The organism is Arthrobacter sp. BF1, assembly GCF_056680215.1.
In genome coordinates this window covers 3,023,974-3,043,147 of sequence record NZ_CM155271.1, presented here as the reverse complement: position 1 = coordinate 3,043,147, position 19,174 = coordinate 3,023,974, and the positions used below count along the sequence as shown (strand labels likewise).

At 61.7% G+C, this 19,174-nt stretch carries 28 protein-coding genes; 25 read left to right on the top strand and 3 right to left on the bottom strand.

The genetic code is table 11. From position 1 onward, the window contains the following. Positions 1-20: 20 nt before the first annotated feature. From rplV to map, 17 genes are all read left to right on the top strand, one after another. Entirely contained in the window at positions 21-386 is a 366-nt protein-coding gene (rplV, locus tag AC1MCD_RS14255; protein WP_003803798.1) for a 50S ribosomal protein L22, read from the top strand. Beyond that, positions 387-1,220, top strand: a complete 834-nt coding sequence (gene rpsC / locus AC1MCD_RS14250; protein ID WP_190987322.1) for a 30S ribosomal protein S3 — start codon at positions 387-389, stop codon at positions 1,218-1,220. Beyond that, positions 1,221-1,637, top strand: a complete 417-nt coding sequence (rplP, locus tag AC1MCD_RS14245) for a 50S ribosomal protein L16 (RefSeq protein ID WP_190987321.1) — start codon at positions 1,221-1,223, stop codon at positions 1,635-1,637. Between the two features lie 2 nt (positions 1,638-1,639). Next, the gene (gene rpmC, locus AC1MCD_RS14240) at positions 1,640-1,969 is read left to right on the top strand and encodes a 50S ribosomal protein L29 (protein ID WP_275212244.1); all 330 of its coding nucleotides are present in this window, start codon (positions 1,640-1,642) and stop codon (positions 1,967-1,969) included. After that, the gene (gene rpsQ / locus AC1MCD_RS14235) at positions 1,966-2,274 is read left to right on the top strand and encodes a 30S ribosomal protein S17 (RefSeq protein ID WP_275212245.1); all 309 of its coding nucleotides are present in this window, start codon (positions 1,966-1,968) and stop codon (positions 2,272-2,274) included. Before rpmC ends, rpsQ begins: the two co-directional genes overlap by 4 nt. Before the next feature lie 696 nt (positions 2,275-2,970). Then, positions 2,971-3,339: a 50S ribosomal protein L14 gene (gene rplN / locus AC1MCD_RS14230; RefSeq protein WP_024366126.1), complete on the top strand. Its 369-nt coding sequence runs from the start codon at positions 2,971-2,973 to the stop codon at positions 3,337-3,339. A 3-nt stretch (positions 3,340-3,342) separates the two neighbouring features. Continuing rightward, positions 3,343-3,702: a 50S ribosomal protein L24 gene (gene rplX / locus AC1MCD_RS14225; protein WP_024366125.1), complete on the top strand. Its 360-nt coding sequence runs from the start codon at positions 3,343-3,345 to the stop codon at positions 3,700-3,702. Then, a complete protein-coding gene (rplE, locus tag AC1MCD_RS14220) occupies positions 3,702-4,283 on the top strand; it encodes a 50S ribosomal protein L5 (protein ID WP_190987319.1) in 582 nt (193 codons plus the stop codon). The genes rplX and rplE overlap by 1 nt, the downstream gene beginning before the upstream one ends. A 91-nt stretch (positions 4,284-4,374) precedes the next feature. Beyond that, positions 4,375-4,773 carry a 30S ribosomal protein S8 gene (gene rpsH / locus AC1MCD_RS14215; protein ID WP_018773673.1) on the top strand — a complete coding sequence of 133 codons (399 nt, stop codon included), beginning with the start codon at positions 4,375-4,377 and terminating at the stop codon, positions 4,771-4,773. Positions 4,774-4,791: 18 nt separating this feature from the next. Further along, a complete protein-coding gene (gene rplF / locus AC1MCD_RS14210; protein ID WP_056344361.1) occupies positions 4,792-5,328 on the top strand; it encodes a 50S ribosomal protein L6 in 537 nt (178 codons plus the stop codon). Between the two features lie 2 nt (positions 5,329-5,330). Further along, complete coding sequence (rplR, locus tag AC1MCD_RS14205; RefSeq protein ID WP_190987318.1) at positions 5,331-5,714, top strand: 50S ribosomal protein L18; 384 nt, start codon at positions 5,331-5,333, stop codon at positions 5,712-5,714. Next, on the top strand, positions 5,711-6,442 hold the full coding sequence (gene rpsE, locus AC1MCD_RS14200; protein WP_498672878.1) for a 30S ribosomal protein S5: 732 nt from the start codon (positions 5,711-5,713) through the stop codon (positions 6,440-6,442). Before rplR ends, rpsE begins: the two co-directional genes overlap by 4 nt. 3 nt (positions 6,443-6,445) lie before the next feature. Next, a complete protein-coding gene (rpmD, locus tag AC1MCD_RS14195; protein ID WP_190987316.1) occupies positions 6,446-6,652 on the top strand; it encodes a 50S ribosomal protein L30 in 207 nt (68 codons plus the stop codon). After that, on the top strand, positions 6,653-7,147 hold the full coding sequence (rplO, locus tag AC1MCD_RS14190) for a 50S ribosomal protein L15 (protein WP_066293256.1): 495 nt from the start codon (positions 6,653-6,655) through the stop codon (positions 7,145-7,147). Between the two features lie 217 nt (positions 7,148-7,364). Further along, the gene (gene secY, locus AC1MCD_RS14185; protein WP_498672877.1) at positions 7,365-8,675 is read left to right on the top strand and encodes a preprotein translocase subunit SecY; all 1,311 of its coding nucleotides are present in this window, start codon (positions 7,365-7,367) and stop codon (positions 8,673-8,675) included. 5 nt (positions 8,676-8,680) lie between these two features. Beyond that, entirely contained in the window at positions 8,681-9,250 is a 570-nt protein-coding gene (locus AC1MCD_RS14180) for an adenylate kinase (protein WP_498678358.1), read from the top strand. 71 nt (positions 9,251-9,321) lie between these two features. Further along, the gene (gene map, locus AC1MCD_RS14175; RefSeq protein ID WP_498672876.1) at positions 9,322-10,149 is read left to right on the top strand and encodes a type I methionyl aminopeptidase; all 828 of its coding nucleotides are present in this window, start codon (positions 9,322-9,324) and stop codon (positions 10,147-10,149) included. 134 nt (positions 10,150-10,283) lie between these two features. Here map and AC1MCD_RS14170 read toward each other — a convergent pair whose 3' ends face one another. From AC1MCD_RS14170 to AC1MCD_RS14160, 3 genes are all read right to left on the bottom strand, one after another. Beyond that, positions 10,284-11,630, bottom strand: coding sequence for an ABC transporter substrate-binding protein (locus AC1MCD_RS14170; RefSeq protein ID WP_498672875.1), 1,347 nt, complete (start codon positions 11,628-11,630; stop codon positions 10,284-10,286). Positions 11,631-11,699: 69 nt separating this feature from the next. After that, positions 11,700-12,617 (bottom strand): carbohydrate ABC transporter permease, encoded by a 918-nt coding sequence (locus tag AC1MCD_RS14165; protein ID WP_498672874.1) that lies wholly within the window; start codon positions 12,615-12,617, stop codon positions 11,700-11,702. Then, positions 12,614-13,573 (bottom strand): carbohydrate ABC transporter permease, encoded by a 960-nt coding sequence (locus tag AC1MCD_RS14160; RefSeq protein WP_498672873.1) that lies wholly within the window; start codon positions 13,571-13,573, stop codon positions 12,614-12,616. The genes AC1MCD_RS14165 and AC1MCD_RS14160 overlap by 4 nt, the downstream gene beginning before the upstream one ends. Positions 13,574-13,794: 221 nt before the next feature. Between AC1MCD_RS14160 and AC1MCD_RS14155 the strand changes: the two genes are divergently transcribed. The 8 genes from AC1MCD_RS14155 (at position 13,795) to AC1MCD_RS14120 (ending at position 19,172) form a co-directional block, all read left to right on the top strand. Continuing rightward, positions 13,795-14,847 carry a P1 family peptidase gene (locus tag AC1MCD_RS14155; RefSeq protein ID WP_498672871.1) on the top strand — a complete coding sequence of 351 codons (1,053 nt, stop codon included), beginning with the start codon at positions 13,795-13,797 and terminating at the stop codon, positions 14,845-14,847. 172 nt (positions 14,848-15,019) lie between these two features. Continuing rightward, complete coding sequence (gene infA / locus AC1MCD_RS14150; RefSeq protein WP_009358723.1) at positions 15,020-15,241, top strand: translation initiation factor IF-1; 222 nt, start codon at positions 15,020-15,022, stop codon at positions 15,239-15,241. A gap of 68 nt (positions 15,242-15,309) precedes the next feature. Then, positions 15,310-15,423 carry a 50S ribosomal protein L36 gene (gene rpmJ, locus AC1MCD_RS14145; protein WP_009358722.1) on the top strand — a complete coding sequence of 38 codons (114 nt, stop codon included), beginning with the start codon at positions 15,310-15,312 and terminating at the stop codon, positions 15,421-15,423. Between the two features lie 178 nt (positions 15,424-15,601). Beyond that, positions 15,602-15,976 (top strand): 30S ribosomal protein S13, encoded by a 375-nt coding sequence (gene rpsM, locus AC1MCD_RS14140; protein ID WP_028275004.1) that lies wholly within the window; start codon positions 15,602-15,604, stop codon positions 15,974-15,976. 52 nt (positions 15,977-16,028) lie between these two features. Further along, positions 16,029-16,430, top strand: a complete 402-nt coding sequence (rpsK, locus tag AC1MCD_RS14135; RefSeq protein WP_018769149.1) for a 30S ribosomal protein S11 — start codon at positions 16,029-16,031, stop codon at positions 16,428-16,430. Between the two features lie 130 nt (positions 16,431-16,560). Further along, positions 16,561-17,571 carry a DNA-directed RNA polymerase subunit alpha gene (locus AC1MCD_RS14130; protein ID WP_013601812.1) on the top strand — a complete coding sequence of 337 codons (1,011 nt, stop codon included), beginning with the start codon at positions 16,561-16,563 and terminating at the stop codon, positions 17,569-17,571. Positions 17,572-17,637: 66 nt separating this feature from the next. Continuing rightward, positions 17,638-18,246, top strand: coding sequence for a 50S ribosomal protein L17 (rplQ, locus tag AC1MCD_RS14125; RefSeq protein WP_498672870.1), 609 nt, complete (start codon positions 17,638-17,640; stop codon positions 18,244-18,246). A 32-nt stretch (positions 18,247-18,278) separates the two neighbouring features. After that, the gene (locus tag AC1MCD_RS14120; protein WP_498672869.1) at positions 18,279-19,172 is read left to right on the top strand and encodes a tRNA pseudouridine synthase A; all 894 of its coding nucleotides are present in this window, start codon (positions 18,279-18,281) and stop codon (positions 19,170-19,172) included. The last annotated feature ends 2 nt before the right edge of the window (positions 19,173-19,174 follow it).

The following is a 19,174-nucleotide window of genomic DNA, read 5'->3' as shown; positions in this document are numbered from 1 at the left end:
AAGACGAGAGAAGGAAAGCAATGGAAGCCAAGGCAATTGCGCGTCACATCCGCGTAACGCCTATGAAGGCCCGGCGCGTCGTCAACCTTGTTCGTGGTAAGCAAGCGAATGAGGCTCTGGCAATTCTGAAGTTTGCCCCGCAGGCAGCTTCAGAGCCGGTATTCAAGGTAGTTCAGTCGGCAATCTCCAACGCCCGGGTCCTCGCGGACCGCGACGGTGTTGCGTTTGACGAAGGTGACCTCATCATCAGCGAAGCGTTTGTTGATGAAGGCCCGACCATGAAGCGGTTCCAGCCGCGAGCCCAGGGTCGTGCATTTCAGATCAAGAAGCGCACGAGCCACATCACCGTGGTAGTCGCTACCCCGGAGAAAGAGGAGGCTCGCTAAGTGGGACAGAAAGTTAACCCGCACGGGTTCCGACTCGGCATCACCACCGATCACGTATCGCACTGGTTTGCTGACAGCACCAAGGCCGGACAGCGGTACAAGGACTTCGTTCGCGAAGACATCCGTATCCGCCAGCTCATGTCCACGGGCATGGAGCGCGCCGGCATCGCCAAGGTTGAGATCGAGCGCACCCGTGACCGTGTCCGCGTGGATATCCACACGGCACGTCCCGGCATCGTTATCGGCCGCCGCGGCGCTGAAGCAGACCGCATCCGCGGCGAGCTTGAGAAGCTCACGGGCAAGCAGGTTCAGCTGAACATCCTCGAGGTCAAGAACCCCGAGATGGAAGCTCAGCTTGTTGCCCAGGGCGTTGCTGAGCAGCTGACTTCCCGCGTGGCATTCCGCCGTGCGATGAAGAAGGCCATGCAGTCCGCGCAGCGTGCAGGTGCCAAGGGCATCCGTATCGCCTGCTCCGGTCGACTGGGTGGCGCTGAAATGTCCCGCTCGGAGTTCTACCGCGAAGGCCGTGTGCCCCTGCACACCCTCCGCGCGAACATCGACTACGGCTTCTACGAGGCCAAGACCACCTTCGGCCGCATCGGCGTGAAGGTCTGGATCTACAAGGGTGACGTCACCGCCAAGGAACTGGCTCAGCAGGCAGCTGCTGCTCCGTCCCGCGGCCGCGGCCCCAGCGATCGCCCGGGCCGCCCGGGTGGCGCTGACCGTGGTGACCGTCGTCGTCGTACCGACCGTCCGGCAGCAGAGGCAGCTCCGGCTGCCGAGGCTCCGGCAGTTGAGGCTGCACCCGCTGCAGTAGAAGGAGGACAGGCTTAAATGCTTATCCCACGTCGAGTCAAGCACCGTAAGCAGCACCACCCGGGTCGTTCCGGCGCTGCTACGGGCGGCACCAAGGTCTCCTTCGGTGAGTACGGCATCCAGGCCCTGAGCCCGGCATACGTAACCAACCGTCAGATCGAGTCTGCCCGTATCGCGATGACCCGCCACATCAAGCGTGGCGGCAAGGTCTGGATCAACATTTACCCGGACCGTCCGATCACGAAGAAGCCTGCCGAAACCCGCATGGGTTCCGGTAAGGGTTCACCGGAGTGGTGGGTCGCTAACGTCAAGCCGGGACGGGTTCTCTTTGAGATCTCCGGCGTCGAAGAATCGGTAGCTCGCGAGGCCCTGCGCCTGGCAATCCACAAGCTCCCGTTGAAGGCACGCATTTTGCGTCGCGAAGGTGGTGAATAGAAATGGCAGTAGGATCCAAGGAACTGGCATCCGCACAGCTGGACACGTTCGACAACGAGCGCCTCGTTGAAGAACTCCGTAAGGCTAAGGAAGAGCTGTTCAACCTGCGTTTCCAGTCCGCCACCGGTCAGCTGGAGAACCACGGTCGTCTGCGCGCGGTAAAGAAGGACATCGCACGCATCTACACCGTTCTCCGTGAGCGCGAGCTGGGCATTCGTGCCGAGGTTGCCGCACCCGTTGTGGAAGCCAAGGAAGAGAAGAAGTCCAAGAAGGCAGCAACCAAGAAGGCCGACAAGGCTGAAACGGTTGAGACCGAGGAGGATGCCAAGTGAGTGAAAAGGACGAGAACGTGACGGAAACTGTTTCCGCAGCAGCTACGGCTGCCGAGCGCGGTGACCGTAAGACGAAGCGTGGCTACGTAGTCTCGGACAAGATGGAAAAGACCATCGTTGTCCAGGTTGAGGACCGCGTAAAGCACGCCTTGTACGGCAAGGTCATCCGCCGCAACACGAAGATCAAGGCTCACGACGAAGAGAACAGCGCCGGCATCGGCGACCTCGTTCTCCTCGCCGAGACCCGCCCGCTGTCCGCTACTAAGCGGTGGCGCCTGGTCGAGATCCTCGAAAAGGCCAAGTAACACCCCGCAGCCTGCTTGCAGGTCCTGCACCGGAAACTCCCGTTCCCTTTTGGGAACGGGGGTTTCCTGCGTTTTGCCGGTGTCACCCGCGGCATCCTTTTGCTGAGCGTACGACGACGGTGGGCCGGGTTCCCGGGGAGCGGCACCAACGGTGGGCCGAAAGCGTGCCGTGCGTGACGCCGTCGTCCGCCCCGCACCCACCCAGGACGCTCTCTCACTTAACGCAGGTTTTGCGTGGATCCTCTCTCACTCTCTTGAAGAGAGTGAGAGAGCGTTTCTGGAAAAGGCACATTAAGTGAGAGAGCGTCCGACGACGGCGGGGCGGGCTTGCGGGGGAGCGGCACCGAGGGTGGGCCACCGCACGCCGTGCGTGCCGCCGTCGTCCGTTGTGTTGGTGCGCCCGACGCCGGGGTGTGATATGGGAGATGGCCCAAACTGTGCTAAGATTTTGAGTTTGTATGGCGCCGTTCGTGCGCCGACATCAACCTCGTAAACAATCGTGCCACGGCATAGTGCCCCCTAGCGCTTCGGACCTGTCTGAGACCGCCTGGGATGCAAATGTTTTTGGCACGGGAGTTTAGGCCTGGTCTGGCAAAATCCAGGCAGGTCAAGAGACACCCCGATCAACCGTTCCGCAAGGCTCATTCCGTAGGAAGATTTTCGGTCTGAGAACCGGCGCGACGCAAGGAGTAAATAGTGATTCAGCAGGAGTCGCGACTCAAGGTCGCCGACAACACGGGTGCTAAGGAAATCCTTACCATTCGCGTTCTCGGTGGATCTGGCCGTCGCTACGCAGGCATTGGCGACGTCATCGTCGCTACCGTCAAGGACGCAATTCCGGGCGGCAACGTAAAGAAGGGCGATGTTGTTAAGGCAGTCATCGTCCGTACCAAGAAGGAACGCCGCCGTGCGGATGGTTCCTACATCAAGTTTGACGAGAACGCAGCTGTGATCCTGAAGGCTGACGGTGACCCCCGCGGTACCCGTATCTTCGGACCGGTTGGTCGTGAACTCCGTGACAAGAAGTTCATGAAGATCGTTTCTCTGGCTCCGGAGGTGCTCTAGTCCATGGCTAAGATCAAAAAGGGTGACCTCGTTCAGGTCATCACTGGCGCCAAGGCTGAGCGCGGCGGCGACAAGGGTAAGCAGGGCAAGGTTCTGCGCGTATTCCCCGAGACCAACCGCGTGTTGGTTGAAGGCATTAACCGCGTAACCAAGCACACCAAGGTCGGTCAGTCGCAGCGCGGCACCAAGACCGGTGGCATTGAGGTCGTAGAAGCTTCGATCCACATCTCCAACGTGGCTCTGGTTGACCCGTCCACCAAGAAGCCCACCCGCGTCGGTTTCCGCACCGAGACCGTTGAGCGCGATGGCGTGAAGCGCGAAGTGCGTGTACGCGTGGCCAAGAGCTCCGGGAAGGACATCTAATGACTGAGACTCTCGAGACTCCGGCAGCGAAGATCGTTCCTCGTCTGAAGACCAAGTACGCCGATTCCATCAAGAGCACGCTCGTTGAGGAATTCAAGTACACCAACGTCAACCAGGTTCCCCGCCTGGTGAAGGTCGTTGTGAACATGGGTGTTGGAGATGCCGCTAAGGATTCCAAGCTGATCGACGGCGCTGTCCGCGATCTGACCCTGATCACCGGCCAGAAGCCGCAGGTAACCAAGGCCCGCAAGTCGATCGCACAGTTCAAGCTGCGCGAAGGCATGCCCATCGGCGCACACGCAACTCTGCGTGGAGACCGCATGTGGGAATTCCTGGATCGTCTGGTCACGCTGGCTCTGCCCCGTATCCGCGACTTCCGCGGCCTCAGTGGCAAGCAGTTCGACGGCAACGGCAACTACACCTTCGGTCTGACCGAGCAGGTTATGTTCCACGAAATCGACCAGGATTCCATCGACCGCACCCGCGGCATGGACATCACGGTTGTCACCACTGCCAAGACCGATGACGAAGGCCGCGCGCTGCTTAAGGCGCTTGGTTTCCCGTTCAAGGCCGAAGACTAATCTAACTACGTAACAGGTCCTTCGGCGCAGCCCTGCAGTTCTGCAGAGGCCGGACCGAGGAAACCGTTATGAGGAAGGGCAAGAGCCCACCATGACAATGACAGATCCTGTCGCAGACATGCTTACGCGTCTGCGCAATGCAAACTCGGCATACCACGATTCCGTGACCATGCCGTACAGCAAGCTCAAGGCACGCGTTGCCGACATCCTGAAGGCCGAAGGTTACATCGCCTCCTGGAAAGAAGAAGACGCTGAGGTTGGCAAGAAGCTGACCCTCGAGCTCAAGTTCGGTCCGAACCGCGAGCGTTCAATCGCTGGTGTTCGTCGTATTTCCAAGCCGGGCCTGCGTGTTTACGCAAAGTCCACCAACCTCCCGCACGTGCTCGGTGGCCTGGGTGTCGCAATCCTGTCCACCTCTTCCGGCCTCTTGACTGATAAGCAAGCCGGCAAGAAGGGCGTGGGCGGCGAAGTCCTCGCCTACGTCTGGTAACGGGAAAGGAAGAGAATAATGTCACGTATTGGACGTCTCCCCATCACCGTTCCCGCCGGCGTTGAGGTCAAGGTTGACGGCTCTGTCGTCAGCGTCAAGGGTGCCAAAGGCGAGCTGAACCACACTGTGGCCAGCCCGATCGAGGTTTCCCTGGAAGCAGAGACCCTGACTGTCGCCCGCCCGAACGACGAGCGCGCCTCCCGTTCCCTCCACGGCCTGACCCGCACCCTGATCTCCAACATGATCGAGGGCGTTACCAAGGGCTACGAGAAGAAGCTTGAAATCGTTGGTACTGGTTACCGCGTTCAGGCCAAGGGATCTGACCTTGAGTTCGCTCTCGGCTACAGCCACCCGGTAAATGTCACCGCACCGGACGGCATCACCTTTGCAGTTGAGACCCCGACCAAGCTCTCTGTTTCAGGTATCAACAAGCAGCAGGTCGGCGAGGTTGCTGCCAACATTCGCAAGCTGCGGAAGCCGGACCCCTATAAGGGCAAGGGCATTCGCTACGCAGGCGAAGTCATCCGCCGCAAGGTCGGAAAGGCTGGTAAGTAACCATGGCCATCTCAATTAACAAGAAGCGTACGAACAAGAGCAAGTCGGCTGCGCGCAGCCGTCGCCAGCTTCGTATCCGCAAGCGCATCTCCGGTACGGCTGTACGTCCTCGTCTGGTCGTCAACCGTTCCGCACGCCACGTATTCGTCCAGGTTGTCGATGACACCAAAGGCCTGACCGTAGCGAGCGCCTCCACCTTGGAAGCCGACCTTCGTGCATTCGAAGGCGACAAGACCGCCAAGGCCAAGCGCGTTGGCGAGCTCGTTGCCGAGCGTGCGAAGGCTGCCGGTATCGAAGCAGTTGTCTTCGACCGCGGTGGTAACAAGTACCACGGCCGGATCGCTGCTGTCGCTGACGGCGCACGTGAAGGTGGGCTGTCACTGTGACGGAAGCAAACAACGAAAAGGACACTGTGTCTGCAGATCAGAAGGCGACTGACGCCGTAGCTGCTCCGGCCACTGAGACCACTGCTCCCGCAGCCGCTGCTGACGACCGCCGTGGCGGCGCTCGTCGTGGCGAGCGTGGAGACCGTGGCCAGGGCCGCGGCGACCGTGGTGGCCGTGGTGGCCGCGACGGCGGCCGTGAAGCCGAGAAGAGCCAGTTCATCGAACGCGTTGTCACCATCAACCGCGTTTCCAAGGTGGTCAAGGGTGGTCGTCGCTTCAGCTTCACCGCTCTGGTCGTCGTTGGTGACGGTAACGGCATGGTCGGCGTCGGCTACGGCAAGGCTAAGGAAGTTCCTGCCGCTATCGCGAAGGGCGTTGAAGAGGCCAAGAAGTCCTTCTTCCGCGTTCCCCGCATCGGCAGCACCATCCCGCACCGCGTTCAGGGTGAGGCCGCTGCAGGCGTCGTAATGCTGCGTCCGGCTTCCGCCGGTACCGGTGTTATCGCCGGTGGCCCGGTCCGTGCAGTACTGGAGTGCGTGGGCATCCACGACATCCTCTCCAAGTCGCTCGGTTCCGCAAACGCCATCAACATCGTTCACGCGACCGTTGATGCCCTGAAGCGCCTCGAAGAGCCGGCAGCAGTGGCAGCACGCCGCGGCCTGCCCCTCGACGAGGTTGCTCCGCCGGCAATGGTGAAGGCAATCCTGAACCAGAAGGCGGGTGTCTAAGTCATGGCTAAGAACCTGATTCCCTCCGACTCCCAGTTGGAGATCACTCAGATCAAGTCCGTCATTGGCGGCAAGCAGAACCAGCGCGACACCCTTCGGTCCCTCGGCCTGAAGCGGATCGGACACACCGTTGTCCGCACCGCCGACGCCGTGACCGTTGGAATGCTCAACACGGTTCCGCACCTGGTAAAGGTAGAGGAGGCGAAGTAAATGGCAGAGAAAAACACTGCTGAGAAGGCACAGAGCGCGGCTGCTGAGAAGCAGAACGCTCTGAAGGTCCACCACCTGCGTCCCGCCCCGGGTGCCAAGACCGCCAAGACCCGCGTTGGTCGTGGTGAAGGTTCCAAGGGTAAGACCGCTGGTCGCGGTACCAAGGGTACGAAGGCCCGTTACCAGATCAAGGCTGGCTTTGCCGGCGGCCAGTTGCCGCTGCACATGCGCCTGCCGAAGCTGCGCGGCTTCAAGAACCCGTTCCGCGTTGAGTTCCAGGTTGTAAACCTGGACAAGCTCAACGAGCTGTTCCCCGAAGGTGGCGCTGTCACCGTGGAGAACCTGGTCGAGAAGGGTGCCGTTCGCAAGAACCAGCCCGTCAAGGTGCTGGGCACCGGCGACATCACCGTCAAGGTTGACGTCACCGCCCACGCATTCTCGGCCAGCGCCGCGGAAAAGATTGCTGCAGCAGGCGGAAGCACCACCGCTCTCTAGAGACGGTGGGCTGAAGCCCGTTGTAAACTCCCGGCGTGCAGGACCCCAGGGCCCTGCACGCCGGGAGTTTTTTCGCATCCGCCCGCCGAGTAATTCCTGCCGCCCGTCGCGCGGTTGGCCCTGCGGATTATTCGCATGGCCAATCCACCCGTTAGACTCGGTTGTTGGGATTATTGACCCCCATCACACCACGCTTATTAACAACACAGGAGGACGCTTGCTTAGCGCATTTGGCCGGGCCTTTCGCACGCCTGATCTGCGACGCAAGTTGTTGTTCACGCTGGCAATCATCACAATCTTCCGCTTGGGTGCCTTCATTCCCTCGCCTGGTGTGAACTACCAGAATGTCCAGCAATGCTTGCAGAACGGTCAGACGGCAGGCGGGCTCTACCAGCTCGTCAACCTGTTCAGCGGCGGTGCCTTGCTTCAGGTGTCCATCTTCGCCCTGGGCATCATGCCGTACATTACGGCCAGCATCATCGTGCAGCTGCTTCGGGTGGTTATTCCCCGGTTCCAGGAACTGTACGAGGAGGGCGCCTCCGGGCAGTCCAAACTCACGCAGTACACGCGCTACCTCACCATCGCGCTGGGCCTGCTGAACGCAACGACACTGGTGTCGCTGGCACGTTCAGGCCAGCTGCTCCCGGGCTGTACACTGCCGATCATCCCCGACAGCAGCATCATCACCACCATCCTGCTGATCATCACCCTCACCGCAGGTACCGGGCTCATCATGTGGATGGGCGAGCTTGTCACGGAAAAGGGTGTGGGCAACGGTATGTCGCTGCTCATCTTCACCTCCATCGCGGCACAGTTCCCCACCTCGCTCGGCGCCATCTGGACCTCGCAGGGGCCGGGTACCTTCTTCCTGGTCCTGGCCATCGGGCTGGTGACAGTTGCCCTGGTGGTATTCGTGGAGCAGTCCCAGCGCCGTGTTCCGGTGCAGTACGCCAAGCGCATGATCGGACGCCGCACGGTGGGCGGTACCAGCACCTACATCCCCATCAAGGTGAACATGGCAGGCGTGATCCCCGTGATCTTCGCTTCCTCCATGCTTTACCTGCCGGGGCTGATCTCACAGTTCAACCAGCCCAAGAACGGCGAGCCCCTGCAGCCGTGGGTTGAGTGGATCAACAACAACCTCACCCGAGGAGACCACCCGATCTATATGGCGCTGTACTTCGCCATGATCGTGTTCTTCACCTACTTCTACGTCGCGATCACCTTCAACCCTGAAGAGGTCTCCGACAATATGAAGAAGTACGGCGGTTTCATCCCGGGTATCCGCGCCGGTAAACCGACCGCGGACTACCTGCAGTACGTACTCTCACGGATTACGCTGCCCGGCGCCATTTACCTGGGCTTCGTGGCGCTGATTCCGCTGATTGCTTTGGTACTGATCAACGCGAACCAGAACTTCCCGTTCGGTGGCACCTCGATCCTGATCATGGTGGGCGTTGGCCTTGAAACCGTCAAGCAAATAGATGCGCAACTACAGCAACGTCACTACGAAGGGCTATTGCGATGACCAAAATGTTGATTATTGGGCCTCCCGGCTCCGGTAAAGGAACTCAAGCGGAACGTATCTCCGAACGCCTCGGTGTTGTGGCGATCTCTACCGGCGATATCTTCCGCGCCAATGTGAAGGGCGAAACGCCCCTTGGCATCGAGGCCAAGAAGTACATGGACGCCGGCGACTTCGTTCCGGACAGCGTCACCAACAAGATGGTCCGCGACCGCCTCAGCGAGTCCGACGTCGAAAACGGCTTCCTCCTGGACGGCTACCCGCGCACCACTGCGCAGGTGGACTACCTCGACGGCATCCTCGCCACCAGCGAAGAAAAGCTCGACGTCGTCCTGCAGCTCACTGCCGACGATGAGGAACTCGTGGCCCGCCTCCTGGGCCGTGCCAAGGAAACCGGCCGGAGCGACGACAACGAAGCCGTTATCCGCCACCGTCTGGATCTTTACCACGAGCAGACCGAAGCAGTTGTGGCGAAGTATGCCGAACGCGGCATCCTGACCCGGGTAGACGGCATCGGCGGCATTGACGAGGTCACCGACCGCGTCATGGAGGCCATCAAGACGGCTCAGGCCGCCTGAGCCAGGCAACACAGTTATTCGAGGCTCCTCCCGGAATCCGGGAGGAGCCTCAGCCATTGAGAGGACACACCATGGCCTTCGGCCAGCCCCGTATCGAATACAAAACCGACGCCCAGATGCGCACCATGCACGAGGCCGGCCTGGTCCTGAGCCGTGCACTGGATGCCGCCGTCGCCGCCGCCGTTCCCGGCGTCACCACCAAGCACCTGGATGACGTCTTCGCCGCAGTGCTGAACGAGGCCGGTGCCAAGTCCAACTTCCTCGGGTACCACGGCTTCCCGGCCACCGTCTGCACGTCCGTGAACGAGGAAGTGGTCCACGGCATCCCCGGCAGCAAGGTCCTCAACGACGGCGACATCATCTCGATCGACGGCGGTGCGATTGTTGACGGCTGGCACTCGGACTCCGCCCGGACAGTCATCGTCGGCACAGCCGATCCCGAGGACCAGCGGCTCTCCGACGTCACCCAGGCCGCCATGTGGCACGGCATCGCGGCGCTGGCCAAGCGAGGCCATGTCGGCGACGTCGGCGCGGCCATCGATGACTACGTGTCCTCAGTACCGGGCAAACCGCTGGGCATCCTGGAGGACTACGTGGGCCACGGCATCGGCTCCGAGATGCACATGGCACCGGATGTCCTGAACTACCGGACCAGCCACCGCGGGCCCAAGGTCAAGGCCGGCCTGTGCCTGGCCATTGAGCCCATGCTGGTCCGCGGCAGCATCGACACCGCAGTCCTGGCGGATGACTGGACGGTGGTGACCACCGACGGCCAGCGCTCCTGCCAGTGGGAACACTCCGTGGCCGTCCATGACCGCGGAATCTGGGTGCTGTCCGCGCCCGACGGCGGCGCGGAGCACCTGGTGCCCCTCGGCGTCACCCCCGTGCCGATCCCGTAGGTTTCGACCCACCTGACGACGCGCGTTTTCCCCTGCGACACAGAAAATCCCTGGCGACACCCGAATATGGGTGTCGCCAGGGATTTTCCGTGGCCGGGGTGACTTTGCGCGTCGAAACCGAGCCGGGCCGGCTGTCAGGCTTTGAGTTTCGGCTTGACGTCCTTGGTGTAGATGCCTTCCAAAGTCTTCTTCAGCTCCGTCATGGTGGCCTTCACATCGCCCTGCTGGGTGAGGATCTTTGCCGCGGCCTTGGCCATTTCCTGGTCGGCCCCGGGCAGGAACACGCGGGCCCGGTCCTGGACCTTGGTCGCGGCCAACTGGTCCATCGCGGTCTTGATCTGCGGCGTCTGCGCCAGGACCGTGGCCATGTCCGCCGACGTGCGGGTGGGCATGTACCCGGTGGCAGCGGAGAACGCCGCCGTGTTCTCGGGTTCGGTCATGAACTTCAGGAACGTCCCTGCAGCGAGCTGTTCCTCCTTAGTGATGCCACTGGGGATGCCAAGTCCGGCACCGCCGGTGGGGCACACCCCGCTGCTAACCTTCGGCCCGCCCGGGAGGAAGCCGACGCCGACCTTGAACGTGGCAGACTTCAGGACGCCCAGAAGCGAGCCGGTGGAAGAAATCGTGGAAGAGGTCAGGCCGGCAGAGAAATCGTCAGCGGCTTCCTTGGACGAGACCCCGGCCCAGCTGTGCTTGTAGATCGAGTCCTGGGCCCATTGCAGGGCTTCCACGGCTTCGGGTGAATCACACGTGATGTCCCAATCCTTTGACCATGCACCACCCCAGCCCCACAGGTTATTCTGCAGCGTCCAGCCTGCGTAGCCAGCCAGGGCGGGATAAATGTAGGCGTACTGCGCGCCGGAGGCGGCCTTGAGCTTGGGGGCCCATTCGCCGAACTCCTGCCAGGTGGCGGGTGCCCGGTCCGGCAGGCCAGCTGCGGCAAAATGGTCCTTGTTGTAGTAAAACAGCGGGGTGGACCGTCCATACGGGAGCGCCCACTGCCGGCCATCGTACTTGTAGTCATCCACGAGGGACTGGCGGAAATCGTCCACCTTTATGTCCAGTTCCTTGATGAGTCCGTTCACAGGGATGATGCTCCCGTTAGTGAAGTAGCGGAACCACCAGACGTCTGACAGCACTACAACTCCGGGCAGCCCCGATTTGGCGGCTTGGGACGTTTGGAACTTCTGGGCGATTTCCTCGTAGTTTGCCCCGGCGGTCACCAGGTTGACCTTGATGTCAGGGTACTTGGCGTGGAACTTTTCGATAATCGCCTTCTCAACATCCTGGGACTTGCCCGGGTGGTTCGTCCAGAAGTCGATTTTGGCTGCCGGCTTGACGCCGCTGAAATCGATTTCCGCGGCTTCCGTTGAGGTGGTGGTGCCTCCGGTATTAGGCCCTCCGCAGGCGGAAAGTGCTGCGGCGCCGGCCGTTACGCCGGCCAGCCCCAGGAAATGCCTCCGGTCCAGATTCGTAGCCATGGTGATTCCTTTCGGTTGTTGCCTAGGAAGGTCCTGCTGTGTGGGTTAGAGAACGACGGCGAGCCAGGGTCAGCCTGTGACGCTGCCTTGGGTAAGGCCCGCGACGATATAGCGCTGGAGGGCTGCGAACACCACCAGAATGGGCACGATCACCAGCACTGCGCCGGCCATGAGGATGCCCCAGCCGGAGGCGTTGCTTTCGGAGTTCTGCAGCAGCGTCAGTCCAACCGGCAACGTCATGGTCTCCGGGCGGTCAGTGATGATCAGCGGCCAGATGTATTCGTTCCATTCGCTGACCACAGTCACCAGCGCCACGGTGGCAATGGACGGAACAGACACTGGGACCACGATCTGCCACAGGCGGCGCCAATGACCGGCGCCGTCAATCTCGGCAGACTCCAGGATGGAGGCCGGCAGCGTGAGGAAATGCTGCCGCAGCAGGAACGTCCCGAACGCCGTGCCAAGCCCCGGCAGGATGATGCCCCACAGGGTGTTCTTGCCGCCCAGCCCGGCAATCAGGATGTAGTTCGGCAGAATGGAGACCTGGGGAGGGACCATCAGGGCCACGAGGATAAGGATGAAGATGGCGTTCCTAAAGGGGAAGCGCACGAACACCAGAGCGTACGCGGTGAGGATGGCCAGCAGCACCTTGATGGTTGCGCCCACCACGGTGACGATGGTGCTGTTGATGAAGAACTGTGCGAACGGCACAGTGGTCATCGCTATGTTGTAGTTCTGCGGGTCCAGGCTCGCCGGCAGGATCTTGAGGTCCATGGTGATGATTTCCCCGGGGAGCTTGAAAGAGCTCAGAATCATCCACAGCAGCGGGAGGAAGACCACCAGCGTTGCCACCAGGAGGGGAAGGTAGCCGCCGGCGATGGTCTGGACCAGGTTCCGGGCCGAGAAGGGCCGGTCCCGGGGCATGAAGGGCTCGGGTGCCACCGGGGGAGCTTCAGGGTCGGGGTTGACCGGTGAGAGTGAGCTCATGAGTAGTGCACCTTCCGTTCCACGAACCGAAGTTGCAGGACGGTGATAACCAGCAGGATCGCGAAGAGGATCACCGAGATGGCCGCGGAATACCCGGCCCTGTTGAATGCGCCGAACGCCTGCAGGTACGCCTCGTAGATCAGGGTGCTGGTGCCGGCTCCGAGCGGGGTCATGATCCTGATCAAATCGAACGCCTGGAGTGAGCTGAGCATGGTGGTGATGAGAAGGAAGAACGTGGTGGGGGACAGCAGCGGGATGGACATGCTGAGGAAGCGGCGAAATCCGTTGGCCCCGTCCAGAGAGGCTGCCTCCATGACATCCTGCGGCAGCGATTGCAGTCCGGCCAGGTACACCACGGCGCAGTAGCCCAGGTTCTTCCAGACATAGACCAGAATGACCATCACCAACGACAGTTGGGGATCGTTGATCCACTGGGGGCTCTGCTGGCCGATACCGCGCAGCAGCCAGGCCAGGACGCCGTAGCCAGGGTCGAAGATGAAAAGCCAGACAAGACCCACGCCCACCCCGGAAAGCACATAGGGAGCGAAAACAGCGGACCGGGCAAAGGTGGTGCCGGGAACCTTGGAGTTCAGGGCCAACGCGATGAGAAGGCCCAGCAGCATGGACCCGCCGACTGTCACCAGGGTGAACACCGCAGTGGTGCCGAGTACCTTGGGGGCGTCGTCGCTGGTGAAGAAGGTGACGTAGTTCTCGAGCCCAACGACGGTTGCCGAGGCGGAGCCAAGGGTCCAGTCGAGGGTTGAGTAGTAGATGTTGCTGATGAGCGGCCGGTAGGTGAACACGGCGATCAGGATCAGATTGGGGAGGGCCAGGCCGAGGAAGACGATGAAATCACGCCGGGACCGGCCGGACCAGCGGCGGCTCCGAAGCTTTTCCGGCGGACCAGTCTGGCCGGGTGGACTGGTGGGAGGCGTGGAAGCAAGTTGCCGAGTCATTCGTGTCTCTAACGGATCGGGGCCTGCAATGGCTGGCCGACGGGCAAGGGGATCTAGCCATACTTCACCACACGGCTGGTGGGCAGAGCCCCGCATAAGCCCTCGTCAGAGGATAGTTAGTGAAGGCTTCATCGCCCATTTACGCCGTGTTGCTTGCAGTATTGCATAGTGTTTGCCTGACGGGCGGGAAGGGCTGTAGGCGATGGCGCAGAATGGAGCGTATGGGAGCCATTACCGACGTACCGGGAATCCGCGTGGGGCACGTGCAAAAGAACGACGGCGGCTGGCTGACGGGCGTGACGGTGGTGCTGCCGCCGCCGGGAACGGTGGGTTCCGTCGACGTCCGCGGCGGAGGGCCGGCGACGTCTGAGACAGATGCTTTGGACCCCACCACGATGTCCCAGCAGGTGGACGCGGTAGTGCTAACCGGCGGAAGCGCCTACGGCCTGGTCACCGCACGCGGGGCCCAGCGCTGGTGCGAGGAAGACGGCCGGGGATTCGCCGTGCCGGGCGGGCTCGTTCCGATCGTACCGGCCGCCGCCATCTTCGATCTGGGCCGCGGCGGGGACTTTTCGGCCCGGCCCGATGAGGAGATGGGCTACGCGGCAACTGCCACCGCTGCCTCGCAGCCGGAACGGCACGACGTCGGGCGCGGCAACGTAGGCGCCGGCACCGGGGCAGTCCTCGGCCGGGGGAAATACAAAGGGGGAGTGGGGACCGCTTCGGTCACGCTCGAGAACGGCGTTATAGTAGGCGCCCTAGCCGTCGTGAACGCCGTTGGCTTGCCGGTGATGCCTCCGGAAAATCCCGAACCCGCCGCGCGCTCGGTCGTGCCGCCCTACGAGCCCCCTAACCTCGCAAGCTCGGCCAGGGAACCCGGCTCGCGTGGGCCCACCTTAGACGCGCGCTTCCGGGTTCCCGATTCCCCTTCGGCAGATGCCGGGCTTCCGCCGCTCAACACAACCCTCGTCGTCGTCGCTACCAATGCTGTCCTGAGTAAGGCTGACTGCAAACGGACAGCCTCTGCTGCCCATGCCGGGCTGGCCAGGGCGCTGAATCCGTCCCACACGTTGGCGGATGGGGACACTGTCTTTTGTTTGGCTACTGGTGAGGTGCAGTTGGACCGGAGTACTGAAACTGCGCGGCAGGTAAGCCTTATCACGCTGCAAATTGCGGCAGCCGACGTCGTACGTTTGGCCATCCTCGATGGCGTGCAGAGCGCGGAGGCGGTGAGCACTCCCGCCGGTGCATATGGTGCGTACAGGTGGGAGTAGGTTACTATGCTCGATTTAACATTTGCCGGGAAAAAGGGTAATGTTGCTTGTTGGTTGTCTGCCCTGCTGTGCCCTGTTTGGGGCCTGAGGTGATAACCGATCCAACAAAAACGTTCGTGGTCATGTCCGGTGCAATCCGGCGGGGCTGCGGCAACAACAGTTAGCGGAGGGTATGGCCAAGAAGGACGGGGTCATTGAGATCGAAGGCGTTGTGACTGAGGCGCTGCCTAACGCGATGTTTCGCGTTGAGCTGACCAACAAGCACATCGTACTCGCGCATATCTCAGGCAAGATGCGCCAGCACTACATCCGGATTCTCCCTGAGGACCGCGTAGTGGTGGAACTGAGCCCGTATGACCTCACTCGGGGTCGTATCGTCTACCGCTACAAGTAAATTCTGGGCGGCCTCAGCTGAGCTGAGGGCTGCTCCAGTTGACCAACTGCCACACGCAAAGGAATGCCATGAAGGTCAAGCCGAGCGTCAAGCAGATCTGCGAAAAGTGCAAAGTGATCCGCCGTAATGGGCGGGTCATGGTGATCTGCGAGAACCCGCGCCACAAGCAGCGCCAGGGCTAATTTCCTTCTTCTGAAGGAAATCCTGGGTTGCTAACCCACGCAAGTAAATAAAAGGCAGCACAAGCTGAACTGGGACGTATGAGCCCGGACAGCTAACCCCCGGTCGGAGGCTGGGGCCGCACAGAACGTGCGGGTGTACTGCCTACGACCTCCGGTTTATTCAAGGAGCACTGCCTCTATGGCTCGTCTCGCTGGCGTAGACATTCCCCGCGAAAAGCGGTTGGAAATTGCGCTTACTTACATCTACGGCGTGGGCAAGACCCGTGCACACGAAACCCTGGCTGCCACTGGCATCAGCGCTGACGTCCGCGTTAAGGACCTCACCGATGCCCAGCTGGTTGAACTGCGTGATTACATCGAAGGCAACTACAAGGTTGAGGGTGACCTTCGCCGCGAAGTAGCAGCTGATATCCGCCGCAAGGTTGAAATCGGCAGCTACGAAGGTATTCGCCACCGTAAGGGCCTGCCCGTCCGCGGGCAGCGTACGAAGACCAACGCTCGTACCCGCAAGGGCCCGAAGCGCACCGTCGCAGGCAAGAAGAAGGCCCGTTAAATCCTTCGGGATTTACAAGGCTTTCCCCGATAACTTTCTGTAGGAGAAAAAAATGCCCCCAAAGACTCGTGGCGCGGTTCGCAAGCCGCGTAAGAAGGACAAAAAGAATATCGCGCTGGGCCAGGCGCACATCAAGAGCACTTTTAACAACACCATCGTTTCCATCACGGATCCGAACGGCGCTGTTATCTCTTGGGCTTCCTCAGGTGAGGTTGGCTTCAAGGGCTCGCGTAAGTCCACCCCGTTCGCAGCCCAGATGGCTGCCGAAGCTGCTGCCAAGCGTGCTCAGGAGCACGGCATGCGCAAGGTTGACGTTTTCGTCAAGGGACCGGGTTCCGGACGCGAGACCGCAATCCGCTCGCTGCAGGCCGCTGGCCTCGAGGTTGGCTCCATCCAGGACGTCACCCCCGCAGCGCACAACGGCTGCCGCCCGCCGAAGCGCCGCCGCGTCTAAGCCTTTCCAGCAGTTTGAGCTTGCCCGGACCGTTGCGGTCCGGGCAAGCCCAGCCGCGTTAAGTCTTCAGACCGCATTTCCACCACCTGTGTTGCGTCATATAGCGGATGCTCGCCGAAAGGAAACCTAAGTGCTCATTGCACAGCGCCCCACCCTCTCCGAAGAGGTAGTCTCCGAAAACCGCTCGCGTTTCATCATTGAACCGCTGGAACCGGGCTTCGGCTACACCCTCGGAAACTCCCTCCGCCGTACCCTGCTCTCCTCCATCCCCGGTGCCGCTGTAACCAGCATCCGGATCGATGGCGTGCTGCACGAGTTCACCACGGTTCCGGGTGTCAAGGAAGATGTCACTGAGATCATCCTGAACATCAAGAGCCTGTCGGTCTCCTCCGAGCACGACGAGCCGGTTGTTGCTTACCTGCGCAAGCAGGGCCCCGGAGTCGTCACCGCCGCGGACATCGCTCCGCCGGCCGGCGTCGAATTCCACAACCCGGATCTGCACATTGCCACGCTGAACTCGAAGGGAAAGTTCGAACTCGAACTGACCATCGAGCGCGGCCGCGGCTACGTTTCGGCAGCTCAGAACAAGTCCGGCGATGCCGAGATCGGCCGTATCCCGGTCGACTCGATCTACTCGCCGGTGCTGAAGGTTACTTTCCGCGTGGAAGCAACCCGTGTTGAGCAGCGCACCGACTTCGACAAGCTCATTGTCGACGTCGAGACCAAGCAGGCCATCGCCCCGCGCGATGCTGTTGCTTCCGCAGGTACCACCCTGGTGGAACTCTTCGGTCTGGCCCGCGAGCTGAACACCGCAGCTGAAGGTATCGAGATTGGCCCGTCGCCGACGGATGCTGCCCTGGCAGCAGACATGGCACTGCCGATCGAGGATCTGGACCTCACCGTCCGTTCCTACAACTGCCTCAAGCGTGAGGGCATCCACACCGTGGGTGAACTCGTTGCCCGCTCCGAGGCTGACCTGATGGACATCCGTAACTTCGGTGCGAAGTCCATTGACGAGGTCAAGGCAAAGCTGGTTGAACTGGGCCTGTCCCTCAAGGACTCGCCTCCCGGTTTTGACCTCGCAGCACGCGCAGCAGCAATTGAAGAGGACGACGCCGCATTCGGCGACGACGAACTCTAAAACAGATCTTGGCCGGCGGGCACCATGGTGTGCCCACCACCGGCTTCCATATGAGGAGAAACAATTATGCCTACCCCCACTAAGGGTCCGCGCCTCGGAGGCGGCCCGGCTCACGAGCGTCTCATGCTCGCGAACCTGGCAGCAGCACTGTTCGAGCACAAGCGGATCACCACCACGGTGACCAAGGCCAAGCGCCTGAAGCCGTACGCCGAGCGTCTGGTGACTTTCGCCAAGCGCGGCGACCTGGCTTCCCGCCGCCGTGTACTCGGCCTGATCAGCAACAAGGGCGTCGTCCACGAGCTGTTCACCGACATTGCACAGGCAGTGGAGAACCGCGACGGCGGCTACACCCGCATCACCAAGATCGGCAACCGCAAGGGCGACAACGCTCCCATGGCTGTCATCGAACTGGTTCTCGAGCCGGTTTCCGCCAAGCAGGCTGTTGTAGCTGAGGCTACCTCCGCCGCCAAGCGCGACGCCGACAAGAAGGAAGCTGATGCTGCCGCCCCTGCTGTTGCAGAGGAAGCCGAAGAAGCTCCCGAGGCTGAGGTTGTTGAGACCGAAGCTGCCGAGACTGAAGCTGCTGAGGCTCCGGCCGAGGAAGCTGCAACCGAAGAGGCTCCGGCCGCTAAGGAAGCTGAAGCTCCCGCTGCAGAGAAGAAGGACGCGAAGTAATTCGCTGATTTTCTTCGCATAGACTTAGTTCTATGAACGACCAAAAACCCGCGGCCCCCGTTTCAGGGGGCGGCGGGTTTTTGCGTGTGCGGCTTGATTTGTCGTACGACGGCGGCCCCTTCAGCGGGTGGGCACTGCAGCCGGGCCTGCGCACTATCCAGGGAGTCCTCGAAGAAGCGCTGGCGCTGCTGCTCCGGCGCCCCATCCGGGTCACCGTAGCGGGGCGCACCGATGCTGGCGTGCACGCCCGCGGCCAGGTGGTCCACCTTGACCTCACCGAAGCCGAGTGGCTGCGACTGCCGCGCGGGCAGGAATTGGATCCCGGCGTCGCGCTTCTGCGCCGTATCCGGGGTGCGCTGAGCCGTGGCCTGGGCGACCTGTCCGGTGCGATTGAAGTCCACCAGGTGTCACTGGCGCCGGTGGGGTTCGATGCCCGGTTCTCAGCCCTGTGGCGCCGTTACAGCTACCGTATCGCCGACGGGCCGGCCCTGTGGGACCCGCTGGAACGTTACTTCACGCTTTGGCACAAGAACCCGCTGGACGTGGACCTGCTGAACGAGGGCGCCTCGAAGCTGCTCGGGCTGCAGAACTTCCTGTCCTACTGCAAACCGCGGGAGGGGGCCACCACTGTCCGTGAACTCCAGCGCTTCCAGTTTCACCGCAGTGAAGACGGCGTCATCGTGGCCACCGTCCAGGCCGACGCCTTCTGCCACAACATGGTGCGTTCCCTGGTGGGCTCCGCCCTGTTCGTGGGCGAGGGCGAGGAAGAACCGGGGTGGCTGCATGACCGGCTCATGGCCAGGAAGCGGGACGCCAAGTCAGTCCTTGCCGCGCCGCACCCGCTGGTGCTCGAGGAAGTGGCCTACCCGTCCGACGACGAGATGCTGGCCCGCGCCGAACTGACAAGGGCCGTGCGGAAGCACTAGAG